We start from the raw sequence: 18,880 nt of genomic DNA, 5'->3' as shown, positions 1-18,880 counted from the left end.
CGTTGGCGCAGGTACGGTCCATCGCACCGCGGTCCCGCAACAAATGACACACAAGTTGACGGCGCCGCGTGAGACAACGGGGAGAGGCACGGCGATCATGACGGCTGGCTACGGTTCGGGGGACGGGCGACCGGCGGGCGCCGAGCCCGACGAGGTGAGCGGGCCGTTGGCAGGCCGACCCGGGCCGCTCCCACCGCGCATCGAGCCCTACCCGGGCGCCGGATCGACCTGGCCCACGCCGTCGGCCGGGGGCACCGATCCGTCCCGGCCAGTCCCGGCACCTCGCGCCGACCGCCCCGCCCCGTCCCACCCCGGCCAGTGGGGCACCGCGCCGGTCGCGCCGTACGGCACCGCGCCGGTCGCGCCCCACGGCACCGCGCCGGTGGCGCCCCATGGCACCGCGCCGGTCGCGCCCCATGGCACCGCGCCGGTCGCACCGTATGGGACGGCGTCGGCCGCGCCGCACGGGACAGCGCCGGTCGCGCAGTACGGCACCGCGCCGGCCGTGCCGTACGGAAACCCGCCTGCCAGCTCGTACGGCGGCGCCGTTCCAGGCACCGCCGGGCCGTACGGCGCGGGCGCTCCGACGGCTGCTGTGGGCCACGCTGGCTACCCCTCGGCCACATCACCGGCTCTCCCGGGCGCGGCCTACCCGTCACCCGGTGGTCCGGCCAGCGTCCCGCCTTCGGTGACGGCCGGACACCTGGGCGGTCCCGCACAGCCCGGTTGGCCGTCCGCCGCACCGCAGCCGGCCGCCCGACCCGCCCGCCGCCGCTGGCCGGCCGTGCTCGCCACCCTGGCCGTCGTCGTGCTCGCCGCGGTGACGGGGCTCCAGGCGTACCAGCTCGACCGGCTCGGGGACCGGCTCGCCGACACCGACCGACGGTTGGCGCAGGCCCAGGACGGCGACGGCACCCGCCTTGAGGGCCTGGACAAGCGCGCGGAGGCGCTGGAGAAGCAGGCCGGTGACGCGTTCAACCCGGAGGCGGTGGCCAGTGCGGTGCTGCCCAGCGTGTTCCGGGTCCGGGCCGGCCAGTTCACCGGCACCGCGTTCGCGGTGGGCAAGCCGGCGACCGGCGGCGGGACCAACCTCTTCACCAATTTCCACGTGGTCGAGGCGGTCTGGGACGGCGGCGGCCGCGAGGTCTTCCTGGAGCGCAGCGACCAGCGCTTTCCAGCGACCATCGTCAAGGTGGACAAGACCAATGATGTGGCCCACCTGCGTACCAGCGGCAAGTTCACCGGCCTGGTCAGCGCTCCCGCCGCGGCGAAGTCCGGCCAGCAGATCGTCGTCGTCGGCGCTCCGCTCGGCCTGGAGGACAGCGTCACCACCGGCGTGGTGAGCGCGTTGCGTCCGGCCCAGGGCGGGTCCGGGCCGGCCCTCCAGTTCGACGCCCCCATCAACCCGGGCAACTCCGGCGGGCCGGTGATCAACGGCAGTAAGCAGGTGGTCGGCATCGCCACCGCCAAGGCGCGCAACGCCGAGGGCATCGGGCTGGCCGTGCCGATCAAGGTCGCCTGCGACGGTTTCAAGATCTGCTGAGCAGTCTGCCGACGCGGACCTGCCCACCTGTAGGAGCGAGAAGATGACCCAACCACCACCGGTCTCCCCGACGCCGTCCGATGCTGACCCAACCGTGCCGCAGCAGGCCGTGCCGCAGCCGAGCAGCACCGACCCGACCGTGCCGCAGCCGAGCAGCACCGACCCGACCGTGCGGCACCCCGTCGGCCAGCCCGCGCCGCAGGCGTACACCCCTGGCCAGGCCGCGCCGCAGTACGCTGCGCCCGCTCCCGTGCCGCCGCAGTACGGCGTCCCGCAGGGCGCGCCGGGCTACCCGGCCAGCACCCCGCCGTACGCCGGCCCGGCCTCGGCGCCGCCGACCTCCGGCCCTGGCTACGGGCAGCCGACCTCTGGCCCTGGCTACGGGCAGCCGACCTCCGGCCCTGGCTACGGGCAGCCGGTCTCCGCGCCGCCGACCTTTGGTCCCGGCTACGGCCAGCCGATGTCCGCCCCGCCCGGGATGACGCCGCCGTACGGCCCGCCCGCTGCGCAGCCCGCCGGTCGGGGTCGTGCGGTGCTGGCGCTGGCCCTGGTAGCCGCGCTGCTCTTCGTCGTCAGCGGGGTGATGACGGGCCTGTTCGTGACGAAGAACAACGAGCTGAACCGCACCGAAAAGCGTCTCACCGGCCAGGTCAGCCAACGCGACGGCACCATCGCCACCAACACCACGGAGATCGCGAAGCTGAGGACCGACCTGCAGGCCATGCAGGCCAAGCTCGACAACACCGAGCAGGACCTGACCGGTACCCGCAACGACCGTGACGAACAGACCCGGCAGAAGAAGGTCATCGCGAGCTGCCTGGACAAGCTGACCACCGCGCTCGGCGCTGCGGCGGCCGGCAACAAAGGCGCCTACGACACGGCGATGAAGGGTCTCGACAAGATCTGCAACGAGGCAGAGAACTACCTGTAAGCCCTCCCCGCCCCACCCCCACCCCCACCCCCACCCTCCGCAGGAGTCGATCATGGAGTTGTGGTGGTACGCGAAAGCCGCGAAGGGGGAGACCTCGCCCACCACGACTCCATGATCGACGCGTCGGGGAGCGGGGAGCGGGGAGCGGGGATTAGGCGGCGCCGGCGGGGCGGCGGTCGGACAGGGCCGTGACACCGGGTGGGGGCAGGCCGGCCGTGGAGGCGAGCAGCGCGCACCAGCCGAGCAGGTGGGGGGTCAGGTCGTCGTCGACCGGCGTCCAGGAGGCGCGGATCTCGATGTCGCCGATGGTCGGTGGGCCGGCAAGGTCGCCGAACCGGGTCGACATGGTCTGCGTCACCGTCCCGCCGATCGCCCGGTGGCCGGCGTCCTGGGCGTCCAACGCGTCAGTCAGCCACGTCCAGCCGACCCCGGGCAGCAGCGGGTCGGCGGCCAGGTCGACCTCCAACTCGGCGGTCACGTAGGTGACCAGCCGCAGGGTGCCCTGCCACGCCTCGTGACCGACCGGGTCGTGCAGCAGGATCAGCCGGCCGGAGGCCACCTCGTCGCCGTCGCGCAGCACGGTCGCGGAGAGCGCGAACGTGTACGGGGCCAACCGCTGGGGGGCGCCGACCTCCTCCAGGGCGATCTCCGGCCGAGGCGCCGCCGACCGCAGCCCGGCGACCGCGCGGGCGAACGTCTCCGGGAGCGCGATCGGGGGGGCCATGTCGGCAGCCTATGCCGACGCCCGCCCACCCGCTTCGACGGCGCGCCGACGCTCACCGAGGGGCGCCTGCTCCGACGCGGGCGTAAGGAACGGGCGAGAGCAACGGTGCCCTTCCTCTCACCCCCACCCGGGTGAGGGTGGTGGGCGTGGCACGATTGCGGCGATGACCACGGACACCACGGGCACTGTTGCCCGAGACGGAGAACCCCGCCCCGGCGGACCGGCCGACTCGCCCTTCATCCGGGCCTGCCGACGCCGGCCCGTCCCGCACACCCCGGTCTGGTTCATGCGCCAGGCCGGCCGCTCTCTCCCGGAGTACCGGGAGATCCGAGCGACCGTGCCGATGCTGGAGTCCTGCCGCCGCCCGGAGCTGGTCACCGAGATCACCCTCCAACCGGTGCGCAGGCACGGGGTGGACGCGGCCATCCTGTTCAGCGACATTGTGGTGCCGGTCGCCGCAGCCGGGGTGGACCTGGACATCGTGCCGGGCACCGGCCCGGTGGTCGCCGAGCCGATCCGCACCGCCGCCGATGTGGAGCGGATCCGCCCGATCACCCGCGACGACGTCTCGTACGTGGATGAGGCCGTCCGGCAGCTGGTGGTCGAGCTGGGCGACACGCCGCTGATCGGCTTCGCCGGTGCCCCGTTCACCCTGGCCAGCTACCTGGTCGAGGGCGGGCCGTCGCGGACCCACGCGAAGACCAAGGCGCTGATGTACGGCGATCCGGAGCTGTGGCACGCGCTCTGCGGCCGGCTGGCCGAGGTGACGCTGGCCTTCCTGCGGGTGCAGATCGAGGCCGGGGTCTCGGCGGTCCAGTTGTTCGACTCGTGGGCCGGCGCGCTCTCCGAGGCCGACTACCGCCGCTACGTGCTGCCGCACTCGACGGCCGTGCTGAGTGGGCTGGTCGACGACCGCTCCGGGTCGGGGCGCGGCGACAGACGCGCCGAGCCGGAGCGGTCGCACGCCGGTGTGCCGCGCATCCACTTCGGGGTGGGCACCGCCGAGCTGCTCGGCGCGATGGGCGAGGCCGGCGCGGACGTGGTCGGCGTCGACTGGCGTACCCCGCTGGATCTTGCCACCGGCCGGATCGGCCCGGACAAGGCGGTGCAGGGCAACCTGGACCCGTGTGTGCTGCTCGCGCCGTGGCCGGTGGTGGAGGCCGAGGTGCGCCGAATCCTGGACCAGGGCAGGGCGGCCCCCGGGCACGTGTTCAACCTCGGCCACGGTGTGCTGCCGGAGACCGACCCGGAGGTGTTGACCCGGGTGGTCGCACTCGTGCACGAGCTTTCCAGCCGCCGGGCCGACCAGGGCTGAGGCGGCAATGCGGCAGCCCTGGCGGGTGGCGGTGGTCGGCGGCGGGATCGCCGGGCTGGCCGCCGCGGTCCGGTTGCGCGACCGCGCACCGGCCGGCACCGAGATCACGGTGTACGAGCAGTCCGGCGCGCTGGGCGGCAAGCTGCGCACCGGCGAGCTGGCCGGCCAGCCGGTGGAGTTCGGCGCCGAGTCGTTCCTGCTGCGCGACCCGACGGGTGCCGAGAGCGCGGCGGTGGCGTTGGTCCGCCGGCTCGGGCTGGCCGATCGGATCGTGCACCCCACGGTGGGGCAGGCCGCTCTGGTCATCGACGGCGGGCTGCGCCCCATCCCGGGCGGCACCCTGGTGGGCGTACCCGGGGATCTGGACCGGGTGACCACGGTCGCCCGCCCGGTCGCGGACGCCGACACCGACGACGGCCGGCCGCTGGTCGGGCCCGACGCGGACGTCTCGGTGGGCGCGCTGGTCCGGTCCCGCTTCGGTGACGAGGTGGTCGAACGGCTGGTCGACCCGATGCTGGGCGGCGTGTACGCGGGCCGTGCCGACGATCTCTCCCTGGTAACGACGATGCCGGCGCTGGCCCGCACGGCCCGGGTGGAGCACACGCTGGTCGGCGCGGTCCGGGCCGCGCAGGCCGCCGCGCCGCGCGCGCCCGGCGCTCCGGTCTTCGGCACCCTGGTCGGTGGACTCAGCACCCTGGTCGAGGCGGCGGTGACGGCCAGCGGCGCGACGGTACGGCGGGACGCCGCTGTCCGCGAGTTGACCCCGACCGACACAGGTTGGCGGCTCACCGTCGGCCCGACGCGGGCCCCGGAGCTGATCGACGTGGACGCCGTGGTGCTGGCGGTGCCGGCCCGACCGGCGGCCCGGCTGCTCGCGGGTCCGGCCCCGGCGACTGCGGCGGGTGTCGGCGAGCTGGACTACGCGAGCGTCGCGCTGGTCACCCTGGTGGTGCCGCAGCCGCGACTGCCCGAGCTGTCCGGCTTCCTGGTGCCGAGCACCGAAGGGCTGCTGATCAAGGCGGCCACCTTCTTCACCACCAAGTGGGGGCACCTGCGCCGGCCGGACGGGTTGGCGTTGGTGCGCGCCTCGGTGGGCCGGTACGGCGAGGAGGCGCAGCTTCAACGCCCGGACGCCGACCTGGCGGCCACCGTGCACCGAGAGCTCTCGACGGTGCTCGGCGAACCGCTGCCCGCCCCGGTCGACGGGCACGTGCAGCGGTGGGGTGGGGCGCTGCCCCAGTACACCCCGGGGCACGCCGACCGGCTCGCCGCCGCACGGATGGCGCTGCGGGCAGAACACCCCACCCTGGTCCTTGCCGGCGCCGGCTACGACGGCGTCGGCATTCCGGTCTGCGTCCGCTCCGGCGAGACGGCGGCCGACGAGATCATCACAGCACTGGGAGGATCGGCGAGATGACCGAGCAGACCAACGCGGCCCGGTTGCGGGAGCTGAACGACAGCGTCCGCTACACCATGTGGTCGGTGTTCCGGGCCAGCGCACCGCTGCCGTCACTGCGGGACAACGTCACCGGTGAGGTGGAGTCCCTCTTCGAGGAGCTGGCCGGCAAGGACGTGGTGATCCGGGGCGTGTACGACGTCTCCGGTCTGCGCGCCGACGCGGACGTGATGATCTGGTGGCACTCCGCGTCCAGCGACGCCCTGCAGGACGCGTACCTGCGGTTCCGCCGCACCACCCTGGGTCGGGCGATGACCCCGGTCTGGTCGCAGATGGCGCTGCACCGGCCGGCGGAGTTCAACAAGAGCCACATCCCGGCGTTCCTGGCCGGCGAGGAGGCCCGCCCCTACATCTGCGTCTACCCGTTCATCCGCTCCTACGAGTGGTACCTGCTGCCCGACGCCGAGCGGCGCGAGATGCTGGCCGAGCACGGGAAGATGGCCCGCGGCTACCCGGACGTACGGGCCAACACGGTTGCCTCGTTCGCGCTCGGTGACTACGAGTGGATGCTCGCCTTCGAGGCCGACGAGCTGCACCGGATCGTCGACCTGATGCGTGACCTGCGCGCGTCCACCGCCCGCCGCCACGTCCGCGAGGAGGTCCCGTTCTACACGGGCCGCCGCCGCTCGGTAGCCGAGATCGTCAACTGCCTGGTCTGACCCGGGCCCACGCCCCCGTGCCTGCGCGAGCCCTCGGCGCGGGCGTACCACTGGATTTCCCGCCGGCCGGTGCCGCACCCCCGCCCGGGTGCGGCACCGGCCGGGGATCAACTGGTCGTGGTGCAGGAGACCAGCGGAGCCGGGTTGCTGCCGTTCCATGAGCCGAGCAGACCGAAGGTGGTGCTCGCTCCGGCGGCGAGGGTGCCGTTGTAGTTGACGTTGCGCGCGGTGACCTGCGTGCCGTTGGTGCTGACGGTGGCGTTCCACGACGAGGCGACCTGTTGGCCGTTGCCGTAGTTCCAGCTCACCGACCAGCCTCGGGTGGGTGAACCGCCGGCGGTCACCTTCACCTCAGCCTGGAAGCCGCCGGCCCACTGGCCGGTGACCTGGTACGTCGCCGTGCAGGCCCCGGCCGGCGGCGTGGTCGGCGGGGGCGTGGTCGGCGGGGGAGTCGTGGGCGGCGGAGTGGTGGGCGGTGGAGTGGTCGGCGGCGGAGTGGTGGGTGGCGGGGTGCCCGTTCCACCGAAGTCGACGTCGCTGCACAGGTAGTACGACTGGTCCAGGTGGCTGGCCTGCCAGATGGTGTAGACGATGTGCCGGCCGGTGCGTCCCGGCGCGCTGGCCGGGATCTGGATCGAGACGCCGCCGGTGTCCGGGTTCCACTGCGATGCCGGGGTGTTGCCGATCTGGCCGGCCAACTCCAGGTCATTCCAACCGAGGGGCTGGGTGGCCGCGTTGAACCCCTGCTTGGTCACGTACACCCGAATGTAGTCGGCGCCGTGGCTGGCCTGGTCGAAGAAGCGGACCCGGAAGTTGTTCGAGATCGAGGTGGTCTTCCACGCGCCGACGGTGTCCAGCGCGTTGTAGCGACCGCTCTGGGTGCGCCCGCCGCTGCACAGTTGCCCGTTGGGGATGGCACCCTGGTGGTTGCCGGCCACACCCTCGCGGAACAGGCCGTTCCAGTTCCACATGGCGTTCGGGTCGGCCTGCCAGGCCTGCCAGCACATCGGGTCCTCGGTGGCCATCCGAGGGTTCTGGAAGTCGCTGCCCCAGCGTTGCCAGCAGCCGTAGTTGCGCGAGGCCGGGTCGACGACCGACCCGTGCGCGGAGGCGGGCCGGACCAGCATGGTGCTCAGCGCGGTCGTCAGTAGGAGCGTGATGGCCGCCGCGATGGCAAGCAACCAGAGCACGCGTCGTGATCGGGTGAGAGTGGACATGGAGCCCCCGGGGGGATGAGGTCGGACGACGACACCCGGACCGCCGGGAGTTGCCCACTCCCGTGCCTACTCGCTGGCTCCCGCGATGGCTCTACCCGGCACCCTGCCAGATTGATCGTCAGGCGTCAATGGCTTCACGCCGCATCGGCGTGTGTGGGATGCCGTCCTCGACATAATCCGGGCCGCTGACCGCGAAGCCGTGCCGTGCGTAGAAGGCGACCAGATGCGACTGGGCCTCCAGCACGCTGGGCCCGTTGCCCACCACCTCCAGCGCCGCGGTCATCAGCCGGCCGGCGTGCCCGCCGCCGCGCGCCGCTGGTGCCACGACCACCCGACCGATCCGGGCGGTGCCGTCCGGGTCGGCCAGGATCCGCAGGTACGCCAGCGGCGCGTCGCCGTCGGTCAGCCAGAGATGTCGGGTGTCCGGCTCCACGTCCCGCCCGTCGAGTTCCGGGTACGGGCAGTGCTGCTCCACCACGAACACGTCGATGCGCAGCTTGAGTAGGTCGTGGAAGGTGCGGGCGTCCAGGTCGGCGAACGAGGCCGTCCGGATCTCGGTGGTCTGCTGGGGCACCCGCCGATGGTAGGCCGTGTCGCCCGGCCGGGCCCGTTCACGGTGTGTCCGGCGGGGCGGGCGCCAGGTAGGTGGCGGCCACGGCGGTGAGCAGCAGTACGCCGCCGACGATGACCGGCAGCGGGAGCGGCTCGTGCAGCAGTGCCACCGCCAGCGCCGCGGCGGTGAGCGGTTCGAGCAGGGTCAGCACGGCGGCGACGCTGCCCGGGGTGGTGCGCAGCCCGGCGTAGAACAACGCGTACGCCACTGCGGTGGTGATCACGCCGAGGTGCAGCAGCAGTGCCACGGTGTCGAGGCGTACCGGCACGCCGACCCCGGCGACCAGGGCGAACGGCGCGAGCGTCAGAGCGCCGACGGTGGTGGAGATGGTGGTCAGCGTCATCGGCGCGGCACGCTGCGACACCTGCCGGCTGATCAGGGTGGTCACCGCGTACCCGAGGCCGGAGCCGGCCGCCGCGAGCAGGCCGAGCAGTGGGGCGGGCGCCGCCGCGCCGGGATCTGCCGTGGCGGTGGTGATCAGGACGAGACCGGCCACGGCCGCGACCAGCGTGCCGAGGCGCAGCGGGCCGGGGATGCGTCGGGCGCGCGCCGACTCCCAGGCCGCGGCGAGCACCGGGGCCAGACCCAGGCTCACGATGGTGGCCACGCTGACGCCGGCCCACGCCACGGCGACGAAGTAGAGCGCCTGGTAGAGGCCGAGGCCGACGCCGGTGAGCAGCAGCGGTACGGGCGCCGCGCGCAGGGCGGCCAGGATCGTCCCGAGCCGACCGGCGGTGCACGCCAGCAGCACGAGCGCGGCGATCGCGAGGCGGTGGAAGCCGATGCTCACCGGGCTGAGCCCGGTGCTCTCGTGCAGGAGTTGCACCGCCACACCGGTGGTGCCCCACAGCACGCCGGTGACGGTGATCTGGATCAGGCCGGTGCGGGCCTGCGTGACGGCCGGCGCCGGGGCAGCCGGTCGCGCGGTACGGGAGATGGACACGGATGCGCTCCGAAGGGTGAGCCGTTGACGGGGACGACGTCGACGGAGCGCGTACGGCAAGGTGGCCGAGCCGGGTCTGTCACCCGCTCGGCGAAAGGCGCGGCGCTCCGCTCAGGAGCGCGGCGGGGGCAGGACGCCGTGGAATGGCCGCATGGGAGGACCGTACCGCAGAATCGCGGTCAGGCCGGGGACGGTCAGGCCGGGTGTGCGGTCAGGCCGGGCGTGCGCCGACGGCGTCGCGGATCTCGGCGCCCTCGGCGCCCTCGACGGCACGGGCGCAGTGTCCGCAGCAGAAGAATCGGCCGTTGACCTCGACGCCATGCCCGACGATCTTGATCTGGCAGTGCTCGCAGATCGGTGCCATCCGGTGGATCGCGCATTCGAACGAGTCGAAGGTGTGCACGTCACCGCTGACGGTGTGCACCTCGAACGCCATCCAGTAGTCGTTGCCGCAGACCTCGCAGTTTGCCACCGAGAACCCCCCGTATCAGGACACGTGCCTACAGACTCCTCTGACTTCGGGTGGCCAGGGGGGCGAAATGTCGCTGTTCAGGGATTCGGCGGCGTGTCGGCTCGGCGTGTTGCCGGTTAGGCCGCCGAACCCGCCGAACCCGCCAACAGGTCGACGACTGGGGCGGCCTGCTCCGGCCCGGACAAAAAACTCGTCACCATCGATGGATTTATTGATAGGGGTCTTTACTGTTAACAAAGTTTAAATTACCTTGAGGGGCACCACCGGACCTGGAGAAGGAGCTGCCCCCATGCGTCGAAGAATCACCGTCCCGCTGGTGGCGGCGGGCGCCGTCGCCGCCACCCTCACTGTCGCCGCGCCGGCCCAGGCGCACGGCTACGTCTCCGCCCCGCCCAGCCGCCAGGCGCTCTGCGCGCAGGGCCGGGTGCCCGACTGCGGGCAGATCAAGTACGAGCCGCAGAGCGTCGAGGGGCCCAAGGGCCTGCGCAGCTGCAACGCCGGAATCGCCCAGTTCGCCGTCCTCAACGACGACAGCCGGGGCTGGCCGGCCACCTCGGTCGGCAGCTCGCTCACCTTCACCTGGGTGAACACCGCCCGCCACGCCACCAGCAACTGGGAGTACTGGATCGGCAACACCCGGGTCGGCGTGGTCAACGGCAACAACCAGCAGCCGGGCGCCACGGTCTCGCACAACGTCAACCTCGGCGGCTTCTCCGGCCGGCAGAAGATCCTCGCGGTGTGGAACATCTCCGACACGGCGAACGCCTTCTACTCCTGCATCGACGTGCAGATCGGCGGCGGAGGCGGGCCGGCACCCACGCCCACCCCGACACCGACCGCCTCACCCACGCCACGGCCTACCCCGACCACCACGCCGACGACTCCGCCCGCCCCGGGTGGTAGTTGGACGGCCGGCCGGGCATACCAGGTCGGCGAGCAGGTCACCTACGGCGGGCAGACGTACCGCTGCCGGCAGGCGCACACGGCGATCCCCGGGTGGGAGCCGCCGAACGTACCGGCGCTCTGGCTTCAGGTCTGACCGCACGGGTGCGGCCCTCCCCGGGTCGCACCCGTGTCGCCGCCCTCGCGTGAACGGAGCACCCGGCATGCCCCGCCGTAGCCATCTGGCGTACCTGCTCGCCGCTCTGCTGCTCACCAGCGCCTGCGCTGGGTCGGCCCCCTCAGCCGTGCCACAACCGGCTCCCGTGGCCGGGTCCACGGTGGCCGGGTCCACGACCGACGGGTCCACGGCCGAGGGCGACGCGATGAGCGGCATCGACGTCGTGTTCCTGAGCACCATGGTGGGGCACAGCGAACGCACCCTGCAGATCGTCCGGCTGGCTCGGGACCGGGTGCGCGACGACGCGCTGCGTACCCTGGCCGCCGCCATCGAGGCGACCGAGGCCGACGAGCTGTCGGCGATGCGCGGCTGGTTGCCCACGGCCGGGCCGGGCGCCAGCGTGGGCGTACATCATCACGAAGGGCACGGCGACGACGCCGCGCTCGATCGGCTGCGGACCGCGCCGGACGCGGACGTCGATCGAGTGCTGCGCCAGGTGCTCGCCGACCACCAGCGGGCGGCGGCCGACCTGGCACGAGCCCAGGTCGGCGTCGGCCGAAACGAGCGGGTCCGCGACCTGGCCCGGCGGATCGAGCAGTCCAGGACCGCCGAGGTCGAGCTGCTCACCAAGCCAGGCTGATCCGGGGTACGCCACTGCCATGGGTGCCGGCGGGACGGAGACCGCTCAGGTCAGCGGGGTTCCAACCGGATGGAGACCGAGTTGACGCAGTGCCGGGTGTCCTTCGGCGTGAAGCCCTCGCCGTGGAAGACGTGCCCGAGGTGACTGTCGCAGCGGGCGCAGCGGATCTCCGTACGGGCCATGCCGAGGGTGCTGTCCTCGATTTCCTTGACCCGGCCCGGGATGGCGTCGTCGAAGCTCGGCCAGCCGCAGTGCGAGTCGAACTTCGTGTCGCTGGAGAAGAGTTCCAGCCCGCAGGCGCGGCAGTTGTAGACCCCCTGGGTCTTCGTGTCCACGTACTCGCCGGTCCACGGGCGTTCGGTGCCGGCCTCCCGTAGGACGTGGAACTCCTCGGGGGTCAGTCGGACCCGCCACTCGTCGTCGGTGCGGGGCAGTTCGTTGTCGTCAAGACTCACCCGTCAACGGTACGTCGAACGTCGGGGTCGTGGCATATGGTCGCGAGATGGCTGGCACCAAGGCAGCGGTCACCGAGGTCGAGGTGGCCGGGCGCAGCGTACGGCTGAGCAGTCCGGACCGCGTGATCTTCCCGCAGCGGGGCTTCACCAAGGCGGACGTCTTCCACTACTACCTCGCGGTCGGCGACGGGATCACGCGCGCCCTGCGGGACCGGCCCACCACACTGCAACGCTTCCCCGAGGGCGTCGAGGGTGAGGCGTTCTTCCAGAAGCGGGTGCCCACTCGGGGCGTACCGCCCTGGGTGACGACCGCGGAGATCACCTTCCCGAGCGGCCGGAGCGCGGCGGAGCTCTGCCCGGTCGATCTGGCGCACGTGGCGTGGGCGGCGCAGATGGGCACGATCGTGTTCCACCCGTGGCCCGTGCGTGCCGCCGACGTCGACCGACCCGACGAACTGCGCATCGACCTGGACCCACAGCCGGGCACCGACTTCGCCGACGCGGCGCGGGCCGCCGGGGAACTCCGCGCGCTCCTCGACGAGCTGGGTGTGACCGGTTGGCCGAAGACCTCCGGCGGCCGGGGCGTGCACGTCTACCTGCGCATCCAGCCGCGTTGGACGTTCACCGAGGTGCGCCGGGCCACCATCGCGCTCGCTCGGGAGGTGGAGCGTCGCCATCCCGACCTGATCACCACAGCGTGGTGGAAGGAGGAGCGCGGCAGCCGGGTCTTCGTCGACTTCAACCAGATGGCTCGGGACCGGACGATCGCCTGCGCGTACTCGCTGCGGGCCAACGCGCGTGCCACCGTCTCGACCCCGGTCACCTGGGACGAGCTGCCCGACGTCGACCCGGACGACTTCGACCTGCGGACCGTTCCGGCCCGGTTGGCCGAGCGCGGCGACCCGCACGCCGGCATCGATGACGCCCCGTGGGACATCACTCCGCTCCTGAAGTGGGCCGAACGGGACGCCGCCGCCGGTCAGGGCGACCTGCCGTACCCGCCGGACCACCCGAAGATGCCCGGCGAGCCCAAGCGGGTCCAGCCCAGCCGCGCCAAACGCACCCCCGCCGACGAGAGCGCCTGATCCGCTCGGCCGGTGTTTCCGTCGACGTCTCGACGGCCAAGGGCTGGCGTACGTCTGTTCTAAAATTTGCCTGTGATCGATGAGTTGGCGCGGGCGGAGAGTGCGGTAGCGGCCTGCACCGATGCTGCCGCCTGGGCACTCTCCGAGCACGACCTGATCGCCGCGATCGACGCCACGCACCGGCTGCAACAGCGCCTGGCGGCCGTGCAGTTGGCGGCAGTCCGCGAGTTGGACGGTCGGGGCACCGCGGTCGCGCAGGGCGCGTCCTCGACGGCGGTGTGGCTGCGCGACCGCCTGCGACTCGACGTCTCCGCCGCCCGTCGGCTGGTCGGCCTCGCCGCTTCGGTCGACGCGGCCCCGCCCGTCGTGCGGGACGCCCTGGCGCGCGGCGCGGTCACCGTGGAGCAGGCCCGGGTCATCGCCGAGACGGCCGCCACGGTGTCGGCCTCGACGGGCGCCGAGGTGGCCGACAAGGCCGCGGGTTTGCTGGTCGAGTGGGCCGAGCAGTTCGACCCCTCCCTGTTGCGCAGGATGGGCACTCAAATCCTCGACCACGTCGCCCCCGACCTTGCCGACGCCGCCGCTGCGGCGGCCCTAGAGGCAGAGGCCGCCCGGGCGACCCGCGATCGGCACGTCACCATCTCCGAGCAGACCGGTGGTCGTTTGCGGCTCAGCGGCACCCTCGACGCGGAGGCCGCCGCGCTGCTACGTGCCGTTATCGACCCGCTCGGCGCTCCCTCCGGGCCTGACGACACCCGTTCCGCCGGGGAGCGCCGCCACGACGCCCTCGCCGATGTGTGCCGGCTCGCCCTGCGCACCGGTGAGCTGCCCGAGAACGGCGGCGACCCTGCCCAAATCGTCGTCACGACCAGCTACGACGGGCTGACCCAGCTCTTGGGCGCCGGCGCCCTCGACATCGGCCCGCAACTCACTCCCGAGGCGGTGCGCCGGCTCGCCTGTGACGCCACCATCCTGCCCGCCGTGCTCGGCGGCACCGGTCAGGTCCTCGACGTGGGACGGCAGCGCCGCCTCGTCACCGGCCCGCTGCGGCGGGCCCTGGTGCTGCGGGACGGCGGCTGTGCCTTCCCGGGCTGCGACCGGCCACCCCGCTGGTGCGCCGCTCACCACATCCGCCACTGGGCCGATGGCGGCCCGACCAGCCTCGACAACGCCGTCCTGCTCTGCGGCCATCACCACCGACACGTCCACCAGGCCGACTGGGTCGTCCGGCTCGCCGGCGACGGTCATCCGGAGTTCGTACCGCCGGCCTGGCTCGACCCCGACCAGCTCCCGCGCCGCAACCACTATCACCGACGAACGTAGCCAATCGGCACCCCTGGGGCCTTGTCGCAAGCCGATCCGAAGACGTGCGTGGGGCGTGGTCGGTCCTATCGGGCACCGGCGATCTGGGTGATGAGGAAGTCGACTCGTTCCTCCTGTCCGCCAGCGGGGATGCGGCCGCTCTGCGACAGGACGGCGATGCCGTGCAGGGCGGCCCAGATGACTTCGGCGAACAGTTCACGTCGCTCACTGTCCGGGTGGAAGCAGTTGACGAACTCGTCGAACGAAGCCCGCAGCGGGACCGGTGTCTCGGCGCTCGCAAACTTCAGGTCGGTGGGCAGGATGAACATGGCCTGGTACAGGGCAGGTCGCTCGGTCGCGAACTCCAGGTAGGCGCGGCTGACGGCGCGCAAGGCGTGTTCGGGCTCAGGTGCCGCCTGCCGTGCCTGGCTCAGGTAGGCGGCGAGTTGGCTGAATCCGTCCAGGGCGACGGCGCTGACGATGGCGTCCTTGCCGTTGAAGTGGCTGTACAGCACCGGCTGGCTGTACTCCACGCGTTCAGCCAGCCGTCGTGTCGTGACTGCCTCCCAGCCTTCGGCCTCCGCGAGCTCACGCGCGGCCGAGATGATCAGCTGATGACGGTGAGCACGCTCACGCTCGCGGCGCTCGCTGATGGCGGACATGACCACATCCTAGCAACGCTAGACATCCTGTCGGCGGCAAACTATCGTCGCTACAGCATCTAGCGCCGCTAGATGCATCGGTGTCACTCAGGGGAAGCCAACCATGCTCACCAACGTCGCCAACGTGCTCGCCGGACTGATCGGCGCGGGCATCATCTTCATGGGCGTGCGCGCCTTCTGGGCGCCGCAGGCCGCAGCCGGCTTCGGCATCCCCGACACGCCGACCGGGGACCGCACCTTCCAGGCCTGGCTGTCCGTCAAGGCCGTGCGCGACATCGCCTCGGGGATCTTCCTCTTCATCCTGCTGGTTGGAGCGACACCCCACCTGCTGGGCTGTTTCATGCTGGCCGCCGCCGGCATACCCGTCGGCGACGCACTGATCGTGTTGCGCAGCAACGGTCCGAAGGTGGCCATCTACGGCATCCACGGAGCCACCGCCCTGGTGATGGTGGCGATCGGCGTGCTCCTGCTCGTCGCGTGACCACTTGTCACGCCGCCCCGGCCAAAAGTCGCGTTCGCTGAAGGGACCAGCCTCTCCATGCCCAGCTTCGAGATCAACCCGATCGGTACGGTCCGAAACGACAGAACGGATGTCCAGCACACCGACCACTGGGGTGCCGTCCGCAGCACGATCACCATCGATGAGCGCTTCGGCGATGCGTGCCTCCAGGGCCTGGAGGGCTTCTCCCACGTCGAAGTCCTCTTCATCTTCGATCAGTTCCCGGACCACGGCGACTACCGCGAACCCCGCCCCTACCGTGGACGCCCCGACCTCCCGCCGGTCGGCATATTCGCTGGCCGCGGCCCCCGCAGGCCGAACCGCATCGGAGTGACCTGCTGCGCCATCGAATCCGTCCACGGCCGCGAACTGACGGTGGTGGGCCTCGACGCGGTCTCGGGGACCCCGGTCATCGACCTGAAGCCGACGATGACGGAGTTCCTGCCGGTGAACGTCCAGCAGCCGGAATGGGTCAGCCGCCTGATGTCGGAGTACTTCCAGCCGTAAGCGAGGTCCACAACCACCACTACCACCGACGAACGTAGCCAATCGGCCCTGGCGTCCGGGTCGCGAGCTGAGCGACCCAGCCGGCGGGATCCGATCCGGCTGGGGCACGCCCATCACCGGTCAGGGCAGCTGGCCCGGCCGGTCGACGATTGCGACGTGGAGCAGCGCGGCAGCCGCATGCAGCGACTCCTTGCCGTTGCGCACCACCGATCCACGGGTGCCAAGGTAGACGTGGGTGTCTCGGTCGAAGAGGAAGTCGTGGCTGCCACCGATCACACCGGGCATCCGAATCGCCACCCCATGCCGGCCGGCGGCGTCCACCACGTCGCTCGATATGACAACCGCTCCGGGCTCCCGTGCCAGCAGTTCGAACAGCGCCGCCAGCGCTCGGGGCGGCACGTAACCGTCGAGCATCGACCGCGCGGTGGTGTACGGCATGCTCTCGCCCCCGTACACGGCCTGCTCATCGGCAGCCTCCGGGAGGTGCAGGTCGACCGGGTGTTCCCGAAGGTATCGAAGCAGTTCGTCCGGGTCGGTGGGCAGATCGCCGTGGTACGCGGGCGACGGGAACACGTCGAGTTCCTTGTCGGGATCGGCGGGATCATCCGGGCGAAGCACCTTCAGCTCGCTCCACCCGTTCGGATCGGCCTCCGGTCGGTAACGTGCCTGCGTGTGCGCGACGCCCCCGGCCGACTGCCAAATCTGCGTCCGCACCGTCCTGTACGGGCCGCTGTCCGGTCTCTCCCGCATCGTCGCCAGGAGTTCCGTGAAGACGTACTGATCGGGTCGGGCGGTGAGCTCGGGCTGCTGCCGGGCGGCATCGGCCGCCATCCGAAGGACCTCCGACGCGCTGGCCGCGGGCGGCGGCTGGTCGCCCACTCTCATCGTCTGGACCGCCAGGCCACCGACGGTCAGTGCGACTGCCAGCCCGAACGCTCCGGCGAGGCGCCAACCGCGCACGTACCGGGTACGGCGTCCGACCGGACGGGCCGCCGGAACCATCTCGGCCCGTCGGGCAACGTGTGCGGTCAGATCCGTGAGGAGCTGCTCCTCGAAACCCTGCGGCGACTGTTCAATCTTGTTCATGGCGTCATCTCCGTCTCATCAGGCGAGGGTGGCGGTCGGGTGGGCGAGCACGGCGCGGACGACGCGACGGGCACGATGCAGGCGGACCCGAGCGGCGACCGGGGACACCCCGAGCACGGTCGCCGCCTCCGCGACGGTGAGGCCGTCCACGGCGACGAGTTCGACCAGCGTCCGGGTGCCCTCGGGTAGCTCGCTCAACGCTCGATAGGTGCGGCGGGCCGCCGACTCGGCGTCGATCCGCTCCTCGATGCGGCCGATGTCGTCGGTGCTCAGATCCCGTCGTCCGGCCAGTCGTCCGGTCACCCGCAGCCGTTGGGCCGCTCGACGCCGCTCGTCGCCGATGACGTTGCGGGCCACCCCGAACAGCCAGCCGATCTGGCTACCCCGGTCGGGCCGGTAACCGGCCGCCGATTCGACCACCGCCAGGAACACGTCCGCGGTCAGGTCGGCCGCGAGGTGTGGATCGTCGACCCGCCGCGCCACGAACCGGCCCACCGCCTCCAGGTGCTGCCGGTAGAAGGCCTCGAAGGCCACCGGATCGACGCCGATGCCAGAGATGTCACCCTCCGCTTGGCCAGGTTCATTCACAGGCCGTCCTCTCTCGTAGCCGCTACACCCTCTCTTCGTCAGGCGGAGCGCGGGTGTTACCGAACCATCCGGCACGAGAAACAGGTGGATCAGTGGTTGAGGTGCCGGCCGACATCCTCGCCGGAGCGGCGAGCACGCGAACCGATTGACTTTCGATAGGTAACGAGTGAAACTCGATGCATGGTTGTAGAGCATCGAGCGGTAGCCGCTCTCCGGGTCTTTCTCGTGGTGTTGTTCGGGGTCCTGGTCGTGTTCCAGACCCTCTCGCTGCCGGGGCAGTTCGCGTACATGGCGCAGGAGTCGCCGCAGGACGCCTACCTGCGATGGCCGGCGACCGTCGTGACGGTGTTCTGGGTGCTGTGCGTCCAGGTCGTCATCGTCTCGACGTGGAAGTTGCTCAGCCTGGTCAAGGACGACCGCATCTTCACCGAGGCGTCCCTGAAGTGGGTGGACGCGATCGTGTGGGCCATCGCCGCCGCGTGGGTGGTGCTCGTGGGTGTCTTTCTCTGGGTCGGGTTCAACGCGGATGACCCAGGAGTGCCACTCCTGCTGTTCCTGCTGACGGTGGGCGTCACCGTGCTGGGGCTCCTCATGGTGGTGATGCGTGCGCTGCTGAGGCAGGCAACCACGCTGCGGACCGACATGGAAGCGGTGATCTGATGCCCATCGTCGTCCGCATCGACGTCGAGTTGGCCAAGCGCAAGATGAGCGTCGGTGAGTTCGCCGAGCGTGTCGGGCTCACGCCAGCCAACGTGGCGGTGCTGAAGAACGGCCGTGCCAAGGCCGTCCGCTTCAGCACGCTGGAAGCGATGTGCCGGGTGCTCGACTGCCAGCCCGGGGACCTGCTCGAGTGGGTTGAGGAGGAGGAAACCTCATGAGGTACGTCCTGACCGTCCTGGCCATTCTCGCGACCGCGATCGGCGTCGCCGGCATCGCGCACGGGGAGGCCGACGACTCGCCGGGCCTCCAACTCCTGGGCGTCGCGCTGGTGATCGGCGCGGTTGCGTTCGGCATCCGGAACGTTCGGGGCGGCAGTTAGCCGTCCAGGCGCGCGGGCCGGCCTGAGCTGACCTCCTCAGAGTAACGATCATGTAACGGGCGCGAACCTTTCCGGGTGGATGGC

Annotated in this window: 23 protein-coding genes; 14 read left to right on the top strand and 9 right to left on the bottom strand. The window is 71.6% G+C overall.

Translation table 11 applies throughout. The annotated features are described in order from the left end of the window. Positions 1-43 precede the first annotated feature (43 nt). Positions 44-1,543 carry a trypsin-like peptidase domain-containing protein gene (locus ABZT18_RS01395; RefSeq protein WP_354993340.1) on the top strand — a complete coding sequence of 500 codons (1,500 nt, stop codon included), beginning with the start codon at positions 44-46 and terminating at the stop codon, positions 1,541-1,543. A 43-nt stretch (positions 1,544-1,586) separates the two neighbouring features. Then, positions 1,587-2,474: a hypothetical protein gene (locus ABZT18_RS01390; protein ID WP_354993341.1), complete on the top strand. Its 888-nt coding sequence runs from the start codon at positions 1,587-1,589 to the stop codon at positions 2,472-2,474. 151 nt (positions 2,475-2,625) lie between these two features. On the opposite strand, the gene ABZT18_RS01385 is transcribed toward ABZT18_RS01390, so the two are convergent. Beyond that, on the bottom strand, positions 2,626-3,198 hold the full coding sequence (locus tag ABZT18_RS01385) for a DUF3000 domain-containing protein (RefSeq protein ID WP_354993342.1): 573 nt from the start codon (positions 3,196-3,198) through the stop codon (positions 2,626-2,628). A gap of 163 nt (positions 3,199-3,361) precedes the next feature. Between ABZT18_RS01385 and hemE the strand changes: the two genes are divergently transcribed. From hemE to hemQ, 3 genes are read left to right on the top strand one after another with little or no spacing between them, the layout of a single operon-like run. Beyond that, a complete protein-coding gene (gene hemE / locus ABZT18_RS01380; protein WP_354993343.1) occupies positions 3,362-4,513 on the top strand; it encodes a uroporphyrinogen decarboxylase in 1,152 nt (383 codons plus the stop codon). A gap of 7 nt (positions 4,514-4,520) precedes the next feature. Then, entirely contained in the window at positions 4,521-5,930 is a 1,410-nt protein-coding gene (gene hemG / locus ABZT18_RS01375) for a protoporphyrinogen oxidase (RefSeq protein WP_354993344.1), read from the top strand. After that, positions 5,927-6,628, top strand: coding sequence for a hydrogen peroxide-dependent heme synthase (gene hemQ, locus ABZT18_RS01370; RefSeq protein WP_354993345.1), 702 nt, complete (start codon positions 5,927-5,929; stop codon positions 6,626-6,628). Before hemG ends, hemQ begins: the two co-directional genes overlap by 4 nt. A 107-nt stretch (positions 6,629-6,735) precedes the next feature. Here hemQ and ABZT18_RS01365 read toward each other — a convergent pair whose 3' ends face one another. The 4 genes from ABZT18_RS01365 to ABZT18_RS01350 form a co-directional block, all read right to left on the bottom strand. Next, complete coding sequence (locus ABZT18_RS01365; protein WP_354993346.1) at positions 6,736-7,845, bottom strand: lytic polysaccharide monooxygenase; 1,110 nt, start codon at positions 7,843-7,845, stop codon at positions 6,736-6,738. A 118-nt stretch (positions 7,846-7,963) separates the two neighbouring features. Continuing rightward, complete coding sequence (locus tag ABZT18_RS01360; protein ID WP_354993347.1) at positions 7,964-8,419, bottom strand: GNAT family N-acetyltransferase; 456 nt, start codon at positions 8,417-8,419, stop codon at positions 7,964-7,966. A gap of 37 nt (positions 8,420-8,456) precedes the next feature. Next, positions 8,457-9,401, bottom strand: a complete 945-nt coding sequence (locus ABZT18_RS01355) for a DMT family transporter (RefSeq protein WP_354993348.1) — start codon at positions 9,399-9,401, stop codon at positions 8,457-8,459. Positions 9,402-9,612: 211 nt separating this feature from the next. After that, positions 9,613-9,873 (bottom strand): Prokaryotic metallothionein, encoded by a 261-nt coding sequence (locus tag ABZT18_RS01350; RefSeq protein WP_354993349.1) that lies wholly within the window; start codon positions 9,871-9,873, stop codon positions 9,613-9,615. A 289-nt stretch (positions 9,874-10,162) separates the two neighbouring features. Between ABZT18_RS01350 and ABZT18_RS01345 the strand changes: the two genes are divergently transcribed. Further along, positions 10,163-10,912: a lytic polysaccharide monooxygenase gene (locus ABZT18_RS01345; RefSeq protein ID WP_354993350.1), complete on the top strand. Its 750-nt coding sequence runs from the start codon at positions 10,163-10,165 to the stop codon at positions 10,910-10,912. 67 nt (positions 10,913-10,979) lie between these two features. Beyond that, the gene (locus tag ABZT18_RS01340) at positions 10,980-11,573 is read left to right on the top strand and encodes a DUF305 domain-containing protein (protein ID WP_354993351.1); all 594 of its coding nucleotides are present in this window, start codon (positions 10,980-10,982) and stop codon (positions 11,571-11,573) included. 50 nt (positions 11,574-11,623) lie between these two features. On the opposite strand, the gene msrB is transcribed toward ABZT18_RS01340, so the two are convergent. Beyond that, positions 11,624-12,028 (bottom strand): peptide-methionine (R)-S-oxide reductase MsrB, encoded by a 405-nt coding sequence (gene msrB / locus ABZT18_RS01335; RefSeq protein WP_354993352.1) that lies wholly within the window; start codon positions 12,026-12,028, stop codon positions 11,624-11,626. A gap of 47 nt (positions 12,029-12,075) precedes the next feature. Between msrB and ligD the strand changes: the two genes are divergently transcribed. Further along, the gene (gene ligD / locus ABZT18_RS01330) at positions 12,076-13,113 is read left to right on the top strand and encodes a non-homologous end-joining DNA ligase (protein ID WP_354993353.1); all 1,038 of its coding nucleotides are present in this window, start codon (positions 12,076-12,078) and stop codon (positions 13,111-13,113) included. Between the two features lie 72 nt (positions 13,114-13,185). Beyond that, a complete protein-coding gene (locus ABZT18_RS01325) occupies positions 13,186-14,436 on the top strand; it encodes a DUF222 domain-containing protein (protein WP_354993354.1) in 1,251 nt (416 codons plus the stop codon). A gap of 65 nt (positions 14,437-14,501) precedes the next feature. On the opposite strand, the gene ABZT18_RS01320 is transcribed toward ABZT18_RS01325, so the two are convergent. Beyond that, positions 14,502-15,077 carry a TetR/AcrR family transcriptional regulator gene (locus tag ABZT18_RS01320; protein WP_354993355.1) on the bottom strand — a complete coding sequence of 192 codons (576 nt, stop codon included), beginning with the start codon at positions 15,075-15,077 and terminating at the stop codon, positions 14,502-14,504. Between the two features lie 103 nt (positions 15,078-15,180). Between ABZT18_RS01320 and ABZT18_RS01315 the strand changes: the two genes are divergently transcribed. Together ABZT18_RS01315 and ABZT18_RS01310 are read left to right on the top strand one after the other, a co-directional pair. Beyond that, a complete protein-coding gene (locus ABZT18_RS01315) occupies positions 15,181-15,558 on the top strand; it encodes a DUF4267 domain-containing protein (protein WP_354993356.1) in 378 nt (125 codons plus the stop codon). Between the two features lie 57 nt (positions 15,559-15,615). Next, positions 15,616-16,083 carry an SAM-dependent methyltransferase gene (locus ABZT18_RS01310; RefSeq protein ID WP_354993357.1) on the top strand — a complete coding sequence of 156 codons (468 nt, stop codon included), beginning with the start codon at positions 15,616-15,618 and terminating at the stop codon, positions 16,081-16,083. Positions 16,084-16,203: 120 nt separating this feature from the next. On the opposite strand, the gene ABZT18_RS01305 is transcribed toward ABZT18_RS01310, so the two are convergent. Continuing rightward, the gene (locus ABZT18_RS01305; RefSeq protein WP_354993358.1) at positions 16,204-17,169 is read right to left on the bottom strand and encodes a CU044_5270 family protein; all 966 of its coding nucleotides are present in this window, start codon (positions 17,167-17,169) and stop codon (positions 16,204-16,206) included. An 18-nt stretch (positions 17,170-17,187) separates the two neighbouring features. Beyond that, positions 17,188-17,757, bottom strand: coding sequence for a sigma-70 family RNA polymerase sigma factor (locus ABZT18_RS01300; RefSeq protein WP_354993359.1), 570 nt, complete (start codon positions 17,755-17,757; stop codon positions 17,188-17,190). Positions 17,758-17,937: 180 nt separating this feature from the next. On the opposite strand from ABZT18_RS01300, the gene ABZT18_RS01295 reads away from it, so the two are divergent. From ABZT18_RS01295 to ABZT18_RS01285, 3 genes are read left to right on the top strand one after another with little or no spacing between them, the layout of a single operon-like run. Beyond that, positions 17,938-18,417 carry a DUF2975 domain-containing protein gene (locus tag ABZT18_RS01295; RefSeq protein WP_354993360.1) on the top strand — a complete coding sequence of 160 codons (480 nt, stop codon included), beginning with the start codon at positions 17,938-17,940 and terminating at the stop codon, positions 18,415-18,417. After that, positions 18,417-18,635 carry a helix-turn-helix transcriptional regulator gene (locus ABZT18_RS01290; protein ID WP_354993361.1) on the top strand — a complete coding sequence of 73 codons (219 nt, stop codon included), beginning with the start codon at positions 18,417-18,419 and terminating at the stop codon, positions 18,633-18,635. Before ABZT18_RS01295 ends, ABZT18_RS01290 begins: the two co-directional genes overlap by 1 nt. Continuing rightward, positions 18,632-18,796: a hypothetical protein gene (locus tag ABZT18_RS01285; RefSeq protein WP_354993362.1), complete on the top strand. Its 165-nt coding sequence runs from the start codon at positions 18,632-18,634 to the stop codon at positions 18,794-18,796. The genes ABZT18_RS01290 and ABZT18_RS01285 overlap by 4 nt, the downstream gene beginning before the upstream one ends. Positions 18,797-18,880 lie beyond the last annotated feature (84 nt).

It is taken from the genome of Micromonospora sp. NPDC005291 (assembly GCF_040607415.1).
Taxonomy (GTDB): Bacteria; Actinomycetota; Actinomycetes; order Mycobacteriales; family Micromonosporaceae; genus Micromonospora.
This window is presented reverse-complemented; position numbering and strand designations above follow the sequence as displayed.

What these genes read in the sequence shown, in the direction of transcription:
- ABZT18_RS01395 (WP_354993340.1), top strand. Translation starts at nt 44, where the DNA reads ATGACACACAAGTTGACGGCGCCGCGTGAGACAACGGGGAGAGGCACG.
- ABZT18_RS01390 (WP_354993341.1), top strand. Translation starts at nt 1,587, where the DNA reads ATGACCCAACCACCACCGGTCTCCCCGACGCCGTCCGATGCTGACCCA.
- ABZT18_RS01385 (WP_354993342.1), bottom strand. Translation starts at nt 3,198, where the DNA reads ATGGCCCCCCCGATCGCGCTCCCGGAGACGTTCGCCCGCGCGGTCGCC.
- hemE (WP_354993343.1), top strand. Translation starts at nt 3,362, where the DNA reads ATGACCACGGACACCACGGGCACTGTTGCCCGAGACGGAGAACCCCGC.
- hemG (WP_354993344.1), top strand. Translation starts at nt 4,521, where the DNA reads ATGCGGCAGCCCTGGCGGGTGGCGGTGGTCGGCGGCGGGATCGCCGGG.
- hemQ (WP_354993345.1), top strand. Translation starts at nt 5,927, where the DNA reads ATGACCGAGCAGACCAACGCGGCCCGGTTGCGGGAGCTGAACGACAGC.
- ABZT18_RS01365 (WP_354993346.1), bottom strand. Translation starts at nt 7,845, where the DNA reads ATGTCCACTCTCACCCGATCACGACGCGTGCTCTGGTTGCTTGCCATC.
- ABZT18_RS01345 (WP_354993350.1), top strand. Translation starts at nt 10,163, where the DNA reads ATGCGTCGAAGAATCACCGTCCCGCTGGTGGCGGCGGGCGCCGTCGCC.
- ABZT18_RS01340 (WP_354993351.1), top strand. Translation starts at nt 10,980, where the DNA reads ATGCCCCGCCGTAGCCATCTGGCGTACCTGCTCGCCGCTCTGCTGCTC.
- ligD (WP_354993353.1), top strand. Translation starts at nt 12,076, where the DNA reads ATGGCTGGCACCAAGGCAGCGGTCACCGAGGTCGAGGTGGCCGGGCGC.
- ABZT18_RS01320 (WP_354993355.1), bottom strand. Translation starts at nt 15,077, where the DNA reads ATGTCCGCCATCAGCGAGCGCCGCGAGCGTGAGCGTGCTCACCGTCAT.
- ABZT18_RS01315 (WP_354993356.1), top strand. Translation starts at nt 15,181, where the DNA reads ATGCTCACCAACGTCGCCAACGTGCTCGCCGGACTGATCGGCGCGGGC.
- ABZT18_RS01310 (WP_354993357.1), top strand. Translation starts at nt 15,616, where the DNA reads ATGCCCAGCTTCGAGATCAACCCGATCGGTACGGTCCGAAACGACAGA.
- ABZT18_RS01305 (WP_354993358.1), bottom strand. Translation starts at nt 17,169, where the DNA reads ATGAACAAGATTGAACAGTCGCCGCAGGGTTTCGAGGAGCAGCTCCTC.
- ABZT18_RS01295 (WP_354993360.1), top strand. Translation starts at nt 17,938, where the DNA reads ATGGTTGTAGAGCATCGAGCGGTAGCCGCTCTCCGGGTCTTTCTCGTG.
- ABZT18_RS01290 (WP_354993361.1), top strand. Translation starts at nt 18,417, where the DNA reads ATGCCCATCGTCGTCCGCATCGACGTCGAGTTGGCCAAGCGCAAGATG.
- ABZT18_RS01285 (WP_354993362.1), top strand. Translation starts at nt 18,632, where the DNA reads ATGAGGTACGTCCTGACCGTCCTGGCCATTCTCGCGACCGCGATCGGC.